The organism is Enterobacter sp. MGH119, from assembly GCF_001037675.1.
Classification (GTDB): Bacteria; Pseudomonadota; Gammaproteobacteria; order Enterobacterales; family Enterobacteriaceae; genus Enterobacter; species Enterobacter hormaechei_C.
In genome coordinates this window covers 1,648,102-1,663,109 of sequence record NZ_KQ089929.1, presented here as the reverse complement: position 1 = coordinate 1,663,109, position 15,008 = coordinate 1,648,102, and the positions used below count along the sequence as shown (strand labels likewise).

Genomic DNA, 15,008 nt, shown 5'->3' with positions numbered 1-15,008 from the left:
GCGATTTTGTCGGTTTTGTGACAACGGTACGGCAGATTGTTTTGTGTGACGAGGGGCACATTTCTTCGGCCATCAGTTTTAGACATTGCGGCGCGTGTCACTGAATGATAAAACCGATATCCACAGTTATAACTTATGGCTTTTAGCGTGGTGAGGGGAAATGGCTCAAGTCTTTAATTTCAGTTCAGGTCCGGCAATGTTACCGACAGATGTGCTCAAACAGGCTCAACAGGAGCTGTGTGACTGGAACGGTCTGGGTACGTCGGTGATGGAAGTCAGCCACCGGGGTAAAGCGTTTATTAAGGTGGCGGAAGAGGCAGAAAAGGATTTTCGCGATCTGCTGAACATTCCCTCGAACTACAAAGTATTGTTCTGTCACGGCGGTGGACGCGGCCAGTTTGCGGGTATCCCGCTCAATCTGCTGGGCGACAAAACCACCGCTGATTACGTTGATGCGGGCTACTGGGCGGCCAGTGCGGTAAAAGAAGCGCATAAATATTGCACGCCGAATGTCATCGATGCCAAAGTGACCGTTGACGGTCTGCGCGCCGTGAAGCCGATGAGTGAGTGGCAGCTTTCTGACAACGCCGCGTATCTTCACTACTGCCCGAACGAAACCATCGACGGTATTGCCATTCACGAAGAGCCAGACTTTGGCGAAAATGTCATTGTGACGGCGGACCTCTCTTCAACCATTCTGTCCACCCCGCTGGATGTCAGCCGCTACGGCGTCATCTACGCGGGTGCCCAGAAAAACATCGGTCCTGCGGGCCTGACAATCGTTATCGTGCGTGAAGACCTGCTGGGGAAAGCCCATAAGTCTTGCCCGTCAATTCTGGATTACACCGTCCTGAACGACAACGATTCCATGTTCAACACCCCACCAACGTTTGCCTGGTATCTCTCCGGCCTGGTCTTCAAATGGCTGAAGCTAAAAGGCGGTGTGGCGCAGATGGATAAGATCAATCAGCAAAAGGCTGAACTGCTGTACGGCGTGATCGACAAGAGCGATTTCTACCGTAACGATGTCGCCAAAACTAACCGTTCGCGCATGAACGTGCCGTTCCAGCTGGCGGACAGCAACCTGGATAACGTGTTCCTTGAAGAGTCCTTCGCGGCGGGTCTGCATGCGCTGAAAGGCCACCGTGTGGTAGGCGGGATGCGCGCCTCTATCTATAACGCCATGCCGCTGGAAGGCGTTAAAGCCCTGACTGATTTCATGATCGACTTCGAACGTCGTCACGGTTAATTGGCTGTTTTTCACCCCCGCAGCGTTCCTGCGGGGTTTTTATTATGTTGAGTTGAGAGTTGAGTTTCATGGAATCCCTGACGTTACAACCTATCGCGCGGGTAGATGGCACCATTAATCTGCCTGGTTCAAAAAGTGTCTCGAACCGCGCTCTGCTGCTGGCAGCTCTGGCAAACGGCACCACCGTCCTCACTAATCTGCTGGACAGCGATGACGTGCGCCATATGCTCAATGCACTGAAAGCGTTGGGCGTTCAGTACGCGCTGTCTGACGATCGTACCCGTTGTGAAGTCACCGGTAACGGCGGCGCGTTACATTCTGCTGAAGCGCTGGAGCTTTTCCTGGGTAACGCCGGTACCGCGATGCGTCCTCTGGCCGCTGCGCTGTGTCTGGGGAGTAACGATATTGTGCTGACCGGTGAGCCGCGAATGAAAGAGCGTCCGATCGGCCATCTGGTGGATGCCCTGCGCCAGGGCGGCGCGCAGATTGATTATCTTGAGCAGGAAAATTACCCGCCCCTGCGTCTGCGCGGGGGATTCACTGGCGGCAATGTAGAGGTTGACGGTAGCGTTTCCAGCCAGTTCCTGACCGCGCTGCTGATGACCGCACCGCTGGCACCACAGGACACCGTCATCAGCATTAAAGGCGACCTGGTTTCTAAGCCGTACATTGATATTACCCTGCACCTGATGAACACCTTTGGTGTTGAGGTGGAAAACCAGTCTTATCAGCGCTTCGTGGTGCGCGGAGCGCAGCAGTATCAGTCCCCGGGCCACTACCTGGTTGAAGGCGATGCTTCCTCCGCCTCCTATTTCCTTGCCGCAGGTGCGATTAAAGGCGGTACGGTAAAAGTGACGGGCATTGGCCGCAACAGCGTGCAGGGCGATATCCGTTTTGCTGACGTGCTGGAAAAAATGGGCGCGGTGGTGACCTGGGGCGATGACTTCATCTCCTGTACCCACGGTGAGCTGAACGCCATTGATATGGATATGAACCATATTCCGGATGCGGCGATGACCATTGCTACCGCTGCGCTGTTTGCGAAAGGCACCACCACGCTGCGAAACATTTACAACTGGCGTGTGAAAGAGACGGACCGCCTGTTCGCGATGGCAACCGAGCTGCGTAAAGTGGGGGCCGAGGTAGAAGAGGGCGAAGACTACATTCGCGTCACGCCGCCGGCAAAACTGCAATTTGCAGAAATTGGCACCTACAACGATCACCGCATGGCGATGTGTTTCTCGCTGGTGGCGTTGTCAGATACGCCAGTCACTATCCTTGATCCGAAGTGTACGGCAAAAACGTTCCCGGACTACTTCGAACAGCTGACGCGCATTAGCACCCTGGCCTGATGATCGTATGCCGCATCACCTGATGCGGCATTTCCTTACGCTTTCTGACACTCATCCTCTTTCATTTCTTCTACACTCTGCTTCAATCATTCCGTAATTTGCACGCAAAGGTAACAGTTGCGCACGTTGGCGCGTATAATGCGCGGCGTTCATGTAAACGGTATGCCTTAATTAAGGAGAAAAAGATGACGGCAATTGCCCCGGTAATCACCATTGATGGGCCAAGTGGCGCAGGGAAAGGTACTCTGTGCAAAGCGATGGCGGAAGCATTGCAATGGCATCTTTTAGATTCGGGAGCAATCTATCGCGTGCTGGCGCTGGCTGCGCTGCATCATCATGTGGATGTTGCGTCTGAAGAAGCGCTGGTACCGCTGGCTGCGCATCTGGATGTGCGCTTTGTCTCGACCGATGGCAACCTTGAAGTGATCCTGGAAGGGGAAGATGTCAGCGGTGAAATCCGTACCCAGGAAGTGGCCAATGCGGCCTCTCAGGTGGCGGCGTTCCCACGCGTTCGTGAAGCGCTGTTACGTCGCCAGCGCGGTTTCCGTGAAGCGCCGGGGCTGATCGCCGACGGCCGCGACATGGGAACCGTGGTATTCCCTGATGCGCCAGTGAAAATTTTCCTTGACGCCTCTTCAGAAGAACGTGCCCATCGCCGCATGCTTCAGTTGCAGGAAAAGGGGTTTAGTGTTAACTTTGATCGCCTTTTATCCGAGATAAAAGAGCGCGATGACCGCGATCGTAACCGCGCCGTCGCACCACTTGTTCCCGCGCAAGACGCATTAGTGCTGGATTCAACCAGTTTAACTATTGAGCAAGTGATTGAAAAAGCGCTACAATATGCGCGCCAAAAACTGGCACTCGCGTAATCGCGACCGATTTAGCAGTACCCCCGCTGCAATGGATTGACGGCGGGTATGTGAAACAACCCCATCCGGCACGGAGCCAGGTGGACGTTAATATTAACCTGAAGATTAAACATGACTGAATCTTTTGCTCAACTGTTTGAAGAATCCTTAAAAGAAATCGAAACCCGTCCGGGTTCCATCGTTCGTGGCGTTGTTGTTGCTATCGACAAAGACGTTGTACTGGTTGACGCCGGTCTGAAATCTGAGTCTGCCATCCCGGCTGAGCAGTTCAAAAACGCCCAGGGCGAGCTGGAAATCCAGGTAGGTGACGAAGTTGACGTTGCTCTGGACGCAGTAGAAGACGGCTTCGGCGAAACCCTGCTGTCTCGTGAGAAAGCTAAACGTCACGAAGCATGGATCACGCTGGAAAAAGCTTACGAAGAAGCTGAAACTGTGGTCGGTGTTATCAACGGCAAAGTTAAAGGTGGCTTCACTGTTGAGCTGAATGGTATTCGTGCGTTCCTGCCAGGTTCTCTGGTAGACGTTCGTCCAGTCCGTGACACCCTGCACCTCGAAGGCAAAGAGCTTGAGTTCAAAGTAATCAAGCTGGACCAGAAGCGTAACAACGTTGTTGTTTCCCGTCGTGCCGTTATCGAATCCGAAAACAGCGCAGAACGCGATCAGCTGCTGGAAAACCTGCAGGAAGGCATGGAAGTCAAAGGTATCGTTAAGAACCTCACTGACTACGGCGCATTCGTTGACCTGGGCGGCGTTGATGGCCTGCTGCACATCACCGACATGGCGTGGAAACGCGTTAAGCACCCAAGCGAAATCGTGAACGTGGGCGACGAAATCACTGTTAAAGTGCTGAAGTTCGACCGCGAGCGTACTCGTGTATCCCTCGGCCTGAAACAGCTGGGCGAAGATCCATGGGTAGCTATCGCTAAGCGTTACCCAGAAGGTACTAAACTGACTGGTCGCGTAACCAACCTGACTGACTACGGCTGCTTCGTTGAAATCGAAGAAGGCGTTGAAGGTCTGGTGCACGTTTCCGAAATGGACTGGACCAACAAAAACATCCACCCATCCAAAGTTGTTAACGTTGGTGATGTAGTGGAAGTGATGGTTCTGGATATCGACGAAGAACGTCGTCGTATCTCCCTGGGCCTGAAGCAGTGCAAAAACAACCCATGGCAGCAGTTCGCGGAAACCCACAACAAGGGTGACCGTGTTGAAGGTAAAATCAAGTCTATCACTGACTTCGGTATCTTCATCGGCCTGGACGGCGGCATCGATGGCCTGGTTCACCTGTCTGACATCTCCTGGAACGTTGCAGGCGAAGAAGCAGTTCGTGAATACAAAAAAGGCGACGAAATCGCAGCAGTTGTTCTGCAAGTTGACGCAGAGCGTGAGCGTATCTCCCTGGGCGTTAAACAGCTTGCAGAAGATCCGTTCAACAACTGGGTTGCACTGAACAAGAAAGGCGCAATCGTAAACGGTAAAGTGACTGCTGTTGACGCTAAAGGCGCAACCGTAGAACTGGCTGACGGCGTTGAAGGTTACCTGCGCGCTTCCGAAGCTTCACGTGACCGCGTTGAAGATGCAACTCTGGTTCTGAGCGTTGGTGACGACGTTGAAGCTAAGTTCACCGGTGTTGACCGTAAGAACCGTGCAATCAGCCTGTCTGTTCGTGCTAAAGACGAAGCTGATGAGAAAGATGCAATCGCAACTGTGAACAAACAGGAAGATGCAAACTTCTCTAACAACGCAATGGCTGAAGCTTTCAAAGCAGCTAAAGGCGAGTAAGTTCAGGTTCGCACCATCATTTGAGCTGTAACGCATTTACAGCGCGAAGGATGGAGAGCAGACTTGACAGATTGCAGGATTCGTCCTGTAATCAATAACAAAGGGCGGCTACGGCCGCCCTTGTTTAATAAGCTGTTCAGCTAATGGGTTTGAAAGGAACCGGAGGAATCATGACCAAGTCAGAATTGATTGAAAGACTTGCCAGTCAGCAACCGCATATCCCTGCCAAGGCTGTGGAAGATGCCGTTAAAGAGATGCTGGAGCATATGGCTACCACTCTTGCCCAGGGCGAGCGCATTGAAATCCGCGGTTTCGGTAGTTTTTCCCTGCACTATCGTGCACCACGTACCGGGCGTAACCCGAAGACTGGCGATAAAGTGGAGCTGGAAGGAAAGTATGTTCCGCACTTTAAGCCGGGTAAAGAACTGCGCGATCGCGCCAATATTTACGGTAACTGAGTTTAATCATCAGGGTTAAACTGAGTTTAAAGAAAGCACCTTAGGGTGCTTTTTTTGTATCCCGCCCCTGCATTTCTGAATACGCGCCGCATTTAAATTTTCTCTTTACTGTAAACGCTAAAAAACGTTGCAGCGTCCGCTGTAAATCACGCCTTTTCTGTCTGACGACGCATCAGTCCCGCCGCATAATCGCCTGAAACATGGAGGTGAAGATGGGGATCCACGTTATCAGTATGTGCGCCATTCTGGCCATAATCCCGCTCTATTGGTTACCCGTTTTGCCAGATTTGCATATTGTCTGGTTGCTGATTGCCGCAGGAATTGCGTTATCAGTACAGCAGAGAAAATGGCTCAGGTTTTCAGGCTTCGCATTGCTTTTTATGTGCTGGGGGATCCTGGCCGCTCAGGAAAGCGTGTGGCCGATGAACCATTTAACGAAAGTTCCGCAGCAGGCCGAGGTGGTCATTACCGCAACGGACGGCGCAACGATGCATCAGGGAAGGATTATCAGCCTCAATGGAGAACGTGTGTGGGCTGCCATGGGCGTGGCGCTGTATGGCAACTATCTGCCGCAAAACGTCTGCGTGGGTCAACGCTGGGCAATGACCCTGCGGCTCAGGGCGGTACACGGAGAACTCAACGATGGCGGCTATGATTCACAGAAAAATGCCTTTGCCCGACATCAGACGCTGAGTGGACGGTTTACCCATGCGGCGCTCGTTGACGAAGGCTGTAGCCTGCGTGCGCAGTACCTGACATCACTACAGAGTACGCTTTCAGCATATCAGTGGGGACCTGTGATACTGGGGCTGGGAATGGGGGAGCGGCTGTCGGTCTCGCGGGAGATAAAAAATCTGATGCGTGAGACCGGAACGATGCATCTGATGGCAATCTCGGGATTGCATATTGCGCTGGCCGCTTCTGTCATCTGGTTTCTGGCGCGAGGCATCCAGTTCTTCCTGCCGGGCCGCTGGATTATCTGGCAAATCCCCTTGCTGGCAGGGCTGATTTTTGCCGCGTTTTACGCATGGCTAACAGGCTTACAGCCGCCTGCGCTGCGCACGGTTATCGCGCTTGTGGTACTGGCGGTGTTAAAAATGAGCGGTCGCCAGTGGTCGCCCTGGCAGGTATGGCTTACCTGCGTGGCGGCGATCTTGGTTTTCGATCCACTGGCGGTCCTGTCACAAAGCCTGGCGCTATCAGCGTTTGCGGTCGCCGCGCTTATTTTTTGGTATCAGTGGTTGCCTCTCCCGCTCTGGCAACGTGGCCGGTACCTGCGGCCGCTGGTTACGCTGTTGTATTTGCAGGTCGGTATGCTGCTGCTTCTGTTGCCGCTTCAGGTGCTGATTTTCCATGGTTTCACTCTCTCCTCGCTGGCGGCGAATCTGTTTGCCGTTCCTCTGGTCACGTTTATCTCAGTTCCGCTGATCCTGCTCGGCATGTTTCTGCATCTGTTTCCGATGGCGACGCTGGAAAGTATCGTCTGGCTGGCTGCCGATAAATCTCTGGCAGGGCTTTTCTGGCTATTGATGCGTTTACCGAATGGCTGGCAGGACGTTGATGAACGCTGGCAATACCTGACGTTACTGCCGTGGCTGCTGATCATTGGCTGGCGATTCAGGGCCTTCAGCGCAGTACCCGCAGTCTGTCTGGCAGGCAGCGTGGTGCTGGCATTTCCCCTCTGGCACAGGGCCAAAACAGACAGCTGGTCCCTGCATATGCTGGATGTAGGGCAGGGGCTGGCGATGGTCATTGAGCGTCACGGGAAGGCCATTCTGTATGACACTGGGTTGGCATGGCCCGGTGGGGACAGTGCGCAGCAGCTGATTATCCCCTGGCTACGCTGGCATCATCTGAGGCCGGAAGGGGTGATCCTGAGCAATGAACATCTCGACCACGCGGGGGGACTGGCATCGCTAAAAGCTGCCTGGCCCGCAATGTGGATCAGAAGCCCCTTATCCTGGGCCGGGCATCTTCCTTGCTTTCGTGGAGAGCGATGGCAGTGGCAGGGTTTAACGTTCTCCGTGCACTGGCCACCCGAAAATACCTCGGCAAAAGGTAACAACCGCTCCTGCGTGGTAAAAATCGATGACGGCGAACAAAGCGTTTTACTGACCGGAGATATTGAAGGGCAGGCAGAACTGGCAATGCTGAGCCACCGCTGGCGTCAACTAGCGTCTACACTGATTCAGGTGCCGCATCATGGAAGTAACACGTCATCTTCAACACCGCTGCTACAGCGCGTGGAGGGACAGGTTTCGCTGGCCTCGATGGCCCGCTATAACGCGTGGCGTTTCCCTTCCATCAAAGTAGTCAGGCGCTATCGAACTGAGGGATATCTCTGGCTTGATACTCCGCAGTCCGGACAGATATCTGTGACGTTTTCGCACCAAAGTCGGCAAATTCGCCGCTTACGTGAACACTATTTACCGCGTTGGTATCATCAGTGGTTTGGCGCGCCCGTAGATAACGGGTAGAATATGCGGCTATTTCAACAAATGCTGGTTTTTTGAATGCATAACGACAAAGATCTCTCCACGTGGCAAACGTTCCGCCGGCTCTGGCCGATGATTGCTCCTTTCAAAGCAGGCTTGATCGTGGCGGGCGTAGCGTTAATCCTCAACGCAGCCAGCGATACGTTTATGTTATCGCTTCTCAAACCGTTACTGGATGACGGTTTCGGTAAAACGGATCGATCAGTGCTGCTATGGATGCCGCTGGTGGTTATTGGGCTGATGATCTTACGCGGAATCTCCAGCTATGTATCCAGCTACTGCATCTCCTGGGTATCCGGTAAAGTGGTGATGACCATGCGCCGTCGGTTATTCAGCCATATGATGGGGATGCCGGTCTCATTCTTTGACAAGCAGTCAACCGGTACCCTGCTGTCGCGTATTACCTACGATTCAGAGCAGGTTGCGTCGTCCTCTTCCAGCGCACTGATTACCGTTGTGCGTGAAGGCGCATCCATCATCGGCCTGTTCGCGATGATGTTCTATTACAGCTGGCAACTGTCGCTGATCCTTATTGTGCTGGCGCCGATTGTCTCCATCGCGATCCGCGTGGTATCAAAGCGTTTTCGCAACATCAGTAAAAATATGCAGAATACGATGGGGCAGGTGACTACCAGCGCCGAGCAGATGCTGAAAGGCCATAAGGAAGTGTTGATCTTCGGCGGTCAGGAAGTCGAAACCAAACGCTTTGACAAGGTCAGCAACAGAATGCGTCTGCAAGGGATGAAAATGGTATCGGCCTCGTCGATTTCCGATCCGATCATTCAGCTGATTGCCTCTCTGGCCCTGGCCTTCGTCCTGTATGCCGCAAGCTTCCCGAGCGTCATGGAAACCCTGACTGCGGGTACCATTACCGTGGTGTTCTCATCCATGATCGCGCTGATGCGTCCGCTGAAATCGCTGACTAACGTCAACGCCCAGTTCCAGCGCGGGATGGCAGCCTGTCAGACGCTGTTCAGCATCCTCGATTCCGAACAGGAAAAAGATGAAGGTACACGCGTGATCGAGCGCGCTAAAGGCGACCTGGAATTCCGTAACGTGACCTTTACCTATCCAGGCCGTGAAGTGCCGGCGCTGCGTGATATCAGCCTGTCCATCCCGGCGGGTAAAACCGTCGCGCTGGTCGGTCGTTCCGGTTCGGGCAAGTCGACCATTGCCAGCCTGATTACCCGTTTCTACGATATCGACCAGGGCGAGATCCTGCTTGATGGTCACGACCTGCGGGAATATACCCTCCAGTCGCTGCGTAACCAGGTCGCGCTGGTATCGCAGAACGTGCATCTGTTCAACGATACGGTGGCGAACAACATTGCGTATGCCCGTACCGAAGAGTACAGCCGTGAAGAGATCGAGAATGCGGCGCGTATGGCCTATGCGATGGACTTCATTAACAAAATGGATAACGGTCTGGATACGATCATTGGCGAAAACGGGGTGCTGCTCTCCGGTGGTCAGCGTCAGCGTATCGCGATTGCCCGTGCGCTGCTGCGCAACAGTCCGATTCTGATCCTCGATGAAGCAACGTCCGCACTGGATACGGAATCTGAACGCGCTATCCAGTCTGCTCTGGATGAATTACAGAAAAACCGTACCTCGCTGGTTATCGCGCACCGTCTGTCGACCATCGAACAGGCTGACGAAATCGTGGTGGTGGAAGATGGCGTGATCGTTGAACGCGGCAGCCATGCGGACCTGCTGGAACAGCGTGGTGTTTACGCGCAGCTTCATAAAATGCAGTTCGGTCAATGATTGCACGCATCTGGTCGGGTGAATCCCCTCTGTGGGTGCTGCTTCTCCCGCTCTCCTGGCTGTATGGCCTGGTGAGCGGTGCTATTCGTCTGCTTTACCGCCTTGGGATCAAGCGCGCCTGGCGCGCACCGGTACCGGTAGTGGTGGTCGGCAACCTGACGGCGGGTGGAAACGGCAAAACCCCGGTGGTGATCTGGCTGGCAGAGCAGCTCCAGAGGCGCGGTATCCGCCCGGGAGTTGTCTCACGCGGTTACGGTGGTAAATCGGCGCAGTATCCACTGGTGCTGAGCCCAGCTACGACAACCGCTGAAGCCGGTGATGAGCCGGTACTGATTTACCAGCGTACCGGCGCGCCGGTTGCGGTATCGCCGGTGCGCAGTGATGCCGTGAAGGCACTGCTTGCGGAGCATGATGTACAAATCATCATTACCGATGATGGTTTGCAGCATTACGCGCTGGCGCGTGATAAAGAGATCGTGGTCATTGACGGCGTTCGGCGTTTTGGCAACGGCTGGTGGCTTCCAGCCGGTCCAATGCGCGAGCGTGCGTCGCGCCTGAAAACCGTTGATGCCGTGATTGTGAACGGTGGTGAAGCCAGAGCGAGCGAAATCCCGATGCTTCTTCGTCCCGGACAGGCCGTAAATATGCTGACCGGCGAGCGTAAAGACGTCGCGCAACTGGAACATCTGGTTGCGATGGCCGGTATAGGTCATCCGCCGCGTTTCTTCGCAACGCTGGAGAAGTGCGGCGCAAAGCTTGATAAACGGGTGCCGCTCGCCGATCACCAGGCGTTAGTTGCCGAAGAGGTTGAAAGGCTGGCAGCGCCGGGACAGACGCTGATCATGACGGAAAAAGACGCGGTAAAATGCCGGGCCTTTGCGAAAGAAAACTGGTGGTATCTGCCGGTTGACGCTGAACTCAGCGGCGAACAGCCGGAACATTTGCTCAAGGAACTGCTCGCGTTAGTGCAGTAACTTCTACGCGGTTCCGGTGGCGCTTTGACTGACAGGAAAACGCATGTCTCTACCGCAACTCTCACTTGCAGCCGCACGAAACCTGCATCTTGCCGCCCAGGGGCTTCTGAAAAAGCCCCGCCGCCGCGCGCAGCCAGCTGATATCCTCTCTACCGTGCAACGCATGTCGTTGCTGCAAATCGACACCATTAACATCGTGGCGCGTAGCCCGTATCTGGTCCTGTTTAGCCGCCTGGGAAACTATCCTCCGCAGTGGCTGGATAATGCGCTGAGTCAGGGCGAACTGATGGAATACTGGGCGCATGAAGCCTGTTTTCTCCCGCGCAGCGATTTTGCACTGGTGCGTCACCGCATGCTCGCCCCGGACAAAATGGGCTGGAAATACCGCCAGGAGTGGATGGTGGAACACGCGGATGAAATAGAACAACTGATTGCCCATATTCAGAAAAACGGTCCGGTACGCTCCGCGGATTTTGAACACCCGCGAAAAGGCGCCAGCGGATGGTGGGAGTGGAAACCGCACAAACGCCATCTTGAAGGGCTGTTTACGTCGGGCAAAGTGATGGTGGTCGAGCGCCGCAACTTTCAGCGCGTCTATGACCTCACGCACCGCGTTATGCCTCACTGGGACGATACGCGTGACCTGCTGTCTCAGGAGGTAGCCGAAGCCATCATGCTCGGGAACAGCGCCCGCAGCCTTGGCATCTTCCTCCCGCAGTGGCTGGCGGATTATTATCGTCTGCGTCAGCCGCAGCTAAAACCACTGCTCGAAACGTGGCAGCGCGAACAGCGCGTCATGCCGGTCTCGGTAGAGTCGTTAGGTGAAATGTGGCTGCATGCGGATTTGTTCCCTCTGCTGGCGCAGGCGCAGGAGGGCAAACTCCAGGCGACCCACAGTGCCGTGCTGTCGCCGTTCGACCCCGTTGTCTGGGACAGAAAGCGGGCCGAACAGCTGTTTGATTTCAGCTACCGTCTGGAATGCTACACCCCGGCGCCCAGGCGTCAGTATGGTTATTTTGTTTTGCCGCTGCTGCACAAAGGACAGCTTGTCGGGCGCATGGACGCTAAAATGCACCGTAAAACCGGCATGCTTGAAATTATCGCGCTCTGGCTGGAAGAGGGCATAAAGGTGACGGCTGGCCTGGAAAAAGGGTTAACGACTGCGCTCAGTGAATTTGCGCGCTGGCAGGGGGCGCATGAAATTGTACTCGGTCGCGTGCCTGTGGAGCTGTTTGCGACCTGTCGAGATGGCTGGGAAACAGACACTCCCTGAAAAGGGAATATGATAAGCTTTAGGGATTACCCATACGGAGGAACTATGGATCACCGTTTACTAGAAATTATTGCCTGCCCGGTGTGCAACGGCAAACTGTATTACAGCCAGGATAAACAAGAGCTGATTTGCAAACTGGACAGCCTGGCGTTCCCGCTGCGTGACGGTATTCCGGTCCTGCTGGAAAATGAAGCCCGTTCACTGGTGGCAGAAGAGATCAAACCATGAGTTTTGTTGTCATTATCCCTGCGCGTTATGCTTCAACGCGCCTGCCAGGTAAACCGCTGGTGGATATCAATGGCAAACCGATGATTGTGCATGTCCTTGAACGGGCACGCGAATCGGGCGCCGGACGTGTCATCGTCGCCACCGATCACCCGGATGTCGCACGAGCGGTTGAGGCCGCGGGTGGGGAAGTGTGCATGACCCGTGCCGATCATCAGTCAGGCACCGAGCGCCTGGCGGAAGTCGTCGAAAAATGCGGTTTCAGCGACGAGACGGTGATTGTGAACGTGCAGGGCGATGAGCCGATGATCCCGGCGGCGATTATCCGTCAGGTGGCCGACAACCTGGCTCGGCGTCAGGTCGGGATGGCAACCCTCGCGGTGCCGATTCACCACGCTGAAGAGGCGTTCAATCCGAATGCGGTGAAAGTGGTCATGGACGCAGAGGGCTACGCGCTCTATTTCTCCCGCGCCACCATTCCGTGGGATCGCGATCGTTTCGCGCAATCGAAAGAGACAATCGGCGAAACCTTCCTGCGCCACATCGGTATTTACGGCTACCGCGCCGGCTTTATTCGTCGCTACGTCGCCTGGGCACCAAGCCCGCTGGAGCATATTGAAATGCTCGAACAACTTCGCGTGCTGTGGTACGGCGAGAAAATTCACGTTGCGGTTGCCCAGGAAATCCCCGGCACCGGCGTGGATACCCCTGAAGATCTCGAGCGCGTACGCGTCGAAATGCGTTAATTCGCTGGCATCCCCTCGTCTGGGGGGATGCTCTCCCGCCAGGCGATTTTCCTTTTCTTTTTCATTATTGATCTCTACCGGGTGACATCCGGGTTTCGCGCGCTCATTATAAAAGCAGTAGTCTTAATGGGGGTAATCTCATATGGAACAGCTGCGTGCTGAACTCAGCCATCTCCTTGGCGAAAAGCTAAGCCGGGTGGAATGCGTGAATGAAAAGGCCGATACCGCACTCTGGTCGTTGTATGACAGTCAGGGAAACCCCATGCCGCTGATGGCCAGAAGTTTTACCTCGCCGGGCGTCGCCAGACAGCTGGCCTGGAAAATGTCGATGCTGGCGCGGGAAGGGACTGTCCGTATTCCGACGGTCTACGGCGTGATGACCCATGAGGAGCATCCCGGCCCGGATGTTCTGCTTATCGAGCGTTTACGCGGGGTTTCTGTTGAAGCCCCGACGCGTACACCGGAGCGCTGGGAACAGCTGAAAGATCAGATTGTCGAGGCTCTGCTTGCCTGGCATCGGCAGGACAGCCGGGGTCTTGTTGGCGCGGTAGACAGCACCCAGGAAAACCTGTGGCCGCTGTGGTATCGCCAGCGTGTCGAAGTGCTGTGGGGCACGCTGAACCAGTTCAACAACACCGGCTTAACGATGCAGGACAAACGTATTCTGTTCCGCACCCGGGAATGTCTGCCGGCGCTGTTTGAGGGTTTTAACGACAACTGCGTGCTGGTTCACGGCAACTTCACGCTACGCAGTATGCTTAAAGACTCGCGCAGCGACCAACTGCTGGCGATGGTCGGGCCGGGGATCATGCTCTGGGCGCCGCGCGAGTACGAACTGTTCAGGCTGAGCGAGGGCGGGGCGGCGGAAGATTTGCTCTGGCACTATCTTCAGCGCGCCCCCGTTGCGGAGGCCTTTCTCTGGCGACGCTGGCTCTATCTTCTCTGGGATGAGGTGGCGCAACTGGTCAACACCGGGCGCTTTAATCGCGCCAGTTTCGATCTGGCCGCAAAATCACTCCTGCCCTGGCTTGCCTGACGAACCTTTAAGCCACTGCCACAAGCGGCCAAGCGTCTCGTAGCCGACGCGGTCGCTGTGCATCAGCCATACCGGGGACGGGATTATCCGTTCCCACGGATTGAGCGGGGCGTCAATGGCCAGCTGGTTTGCCGGAGCAGGAAGCGGATGCAGGCCCTGCTTCTCAAAGAAGATCATTGCGCGCGGCAGGTGTGAAGCAGAGGTCACCAGCAGGAACGGTACATCACCGATGGCCTGTTTCACCGCCGCCGCCTCTTCTTCGGTATCTTTTGGGCTATCCAGCGTGATGATGGCGGAACGCGGTACGCCAAGCGATTCAGCCACTCTTGCTCCTGCTTCAGCGGTACTGACCGGGTTGGTTTTTGCCGCAGCGCCCGTGAAGATCATCTTCGATCCAGGATTGGCCAGCCACAGGCGGATCCCCTCGTTCAGGCGCGGCAGGCTGTTGTTGATCAGGTTCGAGCTGGGCGCCCAGTTCGGATCCCAGGTATACCCGCCGCCCAGCACCACGATATAGCTCACCTTCTGATTTCCCTGCCACGTCGGGTAGGTGTTTTCAATCGGACGTAATAAACCGTCAGCGACCGGTTGCAGGCTGAGTAACAGCAGCGCCAGCCAGCCCACGGTAACAAGGGATTTACCGCTTTTCTGAAAGCGGCTAAACCATATCATTGCCAGCCCCAGCGCGATGAGAAGCAACAGCAGGGGAAGGGGAAGCATCATGCCTCCGATATATTTTTTTAGGGTAAAAAGCATCCTTTTTGGTTCCTTTTTTAACC

At 55.1% G+C, this 15,008-nt stretch carries 13 protein-coding genes; 12 read left to right on the top strand and 1 reads right to left on the bottom strand.

Going from position 1 to position 15,008, the window contains the following annotated elements:
• The first annotated feature begins 160 nt into the window (after positions 1-160).
• From serC to SK53_RS07900, 12 genes are all read left to right on the top strand, one after another.
• Positions 161-1,249 carry a 3-phosphoserine/phosphohydroxythreonine transaminase gene (serC, locus tag SK53_RS07955; protein WP_003858240.1) on the top strand — a complete coding sequence of 363 codons (1,089 nt, stop codon included), beginning with the start codon at positions 161-163 and terminating at the stop codon, positions 1,247-1,249.
• A gap of 68 nt (positions 1,250-1,317) precedes the next feature.
• Positions 1,318-2,601: a 3-phosphoshikimate 1-carboxyvinyltransferase gene (aroA, locus tag SK53_RS07950; RefSeq protein WP_003858238.1), complete on the top strand. Its 1,284-nt coding sequence runs from the start codon at positions 1,318-1,320 to the stop codon at positions 2,599-2,601.
• A gap of 185 nt (positions 2,602-2,786) precedes the next feature.
• On the top strand, positions 2,787-3,470 hold the full coding sequence (cmk, locus tag SK53_RS07945) for a (d)CMP kinase (RefSeq protein WP_003858236.1): 684 nt from the start codon (positions 2,787-2,789) through the stop codon (positions 3,468-3,470).
• 111 nt (positions 3,471-3,581) lie between these two features.
• Positions 3,582-5,255, top strand: a complete 1,674-nt coding sequence (gene rpsA / locus SK53_RS07940; protein WP_003858235.1) for a 30S ribosomal protein S1 — start codon at positions 3,582-3,584, stop codon at positions 5,253-5,255.
• Between the two features lie 170 nt (positions 5,256-5,425).
• The gene (gene ihfB / locus SK53_RS07935) at positions 5,426-5,713 is read left to right on the top strand and encodes an integration host factor subunit beta (RefSeq protein ID WP_003858233.1); all 288 of its coding nucleotides are present in this window, start codon (positions 5,426-5,428) and stop codon (positions 5,711-5,713) included.
• Positions 5,714-5,925: 212 nt separating this feature from the next.
• Complete coding sequence (locus SK53_RS07930; protein WP_048208997.1) at positions 5,926-8,190, top strand: ComEC family protein; 2,265 nt, start codon at positions 5,926-5,928, stop codon at positions 8,188-8,190.
• Between the two features lie 36 nt (positions 8,191-8,226).
• Entirely contained in the window at positions 8,227-9,975 is a 1,749-nt protein-coding gene (gene msbA, locus SK53_RS07925; protein WP_003858227.1) for a lipid A ABC transporter ATP-binding protein/permease MsbA, read from the top strand.
• Positions 9,972-10,949, top strand: coding sequence for a tetraacyldisaccharide 4'-kinase (gene lpxK / locus SK53_RS07920; RefSeq protein WP_003858225.1), 978 nt, complete (start codon positions 9,972-9,974; stop codon positions 10,947-10,949). Before msbA ends, lpxK begins: the two co-directional genes overlap by 4 nt.
• A 43-nt stretch (positions 10,950-10,992) precedes the next feature.
• Complete coding sequence (locus SK53_RS07915) at positions 10,993-12,222, top strand: winged helix-turn-helix domain-containing protein (RefSeq protein ID WP_003858222.1); 1,230 nt, start codon at positions 10,993-10,995, stop codon at positions 12,220-12,222.
• Between the two features lie 45 nt (positions 12,223-12,267).
• Complete coding sequence (gene ycaR / locus SK53_RS07910; protein WP_003858220.1) at positions 12,268-12,450, top strand: protein YcaR; 183 nt, start codon at positions 12,268-12,270, stop codon at positions 12,448-12,450.
• Positions 12,447-13,193: a 3-deoxy-manno-octulosonate cytidylyltransferase gene (gene kdsB, locus SK53_RS07905; RefSeq protein WP_003858218.1), complete on the top strand. Its 747-nt coding sequence runs from the start codon at positions 12,447-12,449 to the stop codon at positions 13,191-13,193. Before ycaR ends, kdsB begins: the two co-directional genes overlap by 4 nt.
• A 142-nt stretch (positions 13,194-13,335) precedes the next feature.
• Positions 13,336-14,229, top strand: coding sequence for a YcbJ family phosphotransferase (locus SK53_RS07900; RefSeq protein WP_048208995.1), 894 nt, complete (start codon positions 13,336-13,338; stop codon positions 14,227-14,229).
• Here SK53_RS07900 and elyC read toward each other — a convergent pair.
• Positions 14,206-14,985 carry an envelope biogenesis factor ElyC gene (gene elyC, locus SK53_RS07895; protein ID WP_048208993.1) on the bottom strand — a complete coding sequence of 260 codons (780 nt, stop codon included), beginning with the start codon at positions 14,983-14,985 and terminating at the stop codon, positions 14,206-14,208. The two genes, SK53_RS07900 and elyC, sit on opposite strands and share 24 nt — an antisense overlap.
• Positions 14,986-15,008: the final 23 nt, after the last annotated feature.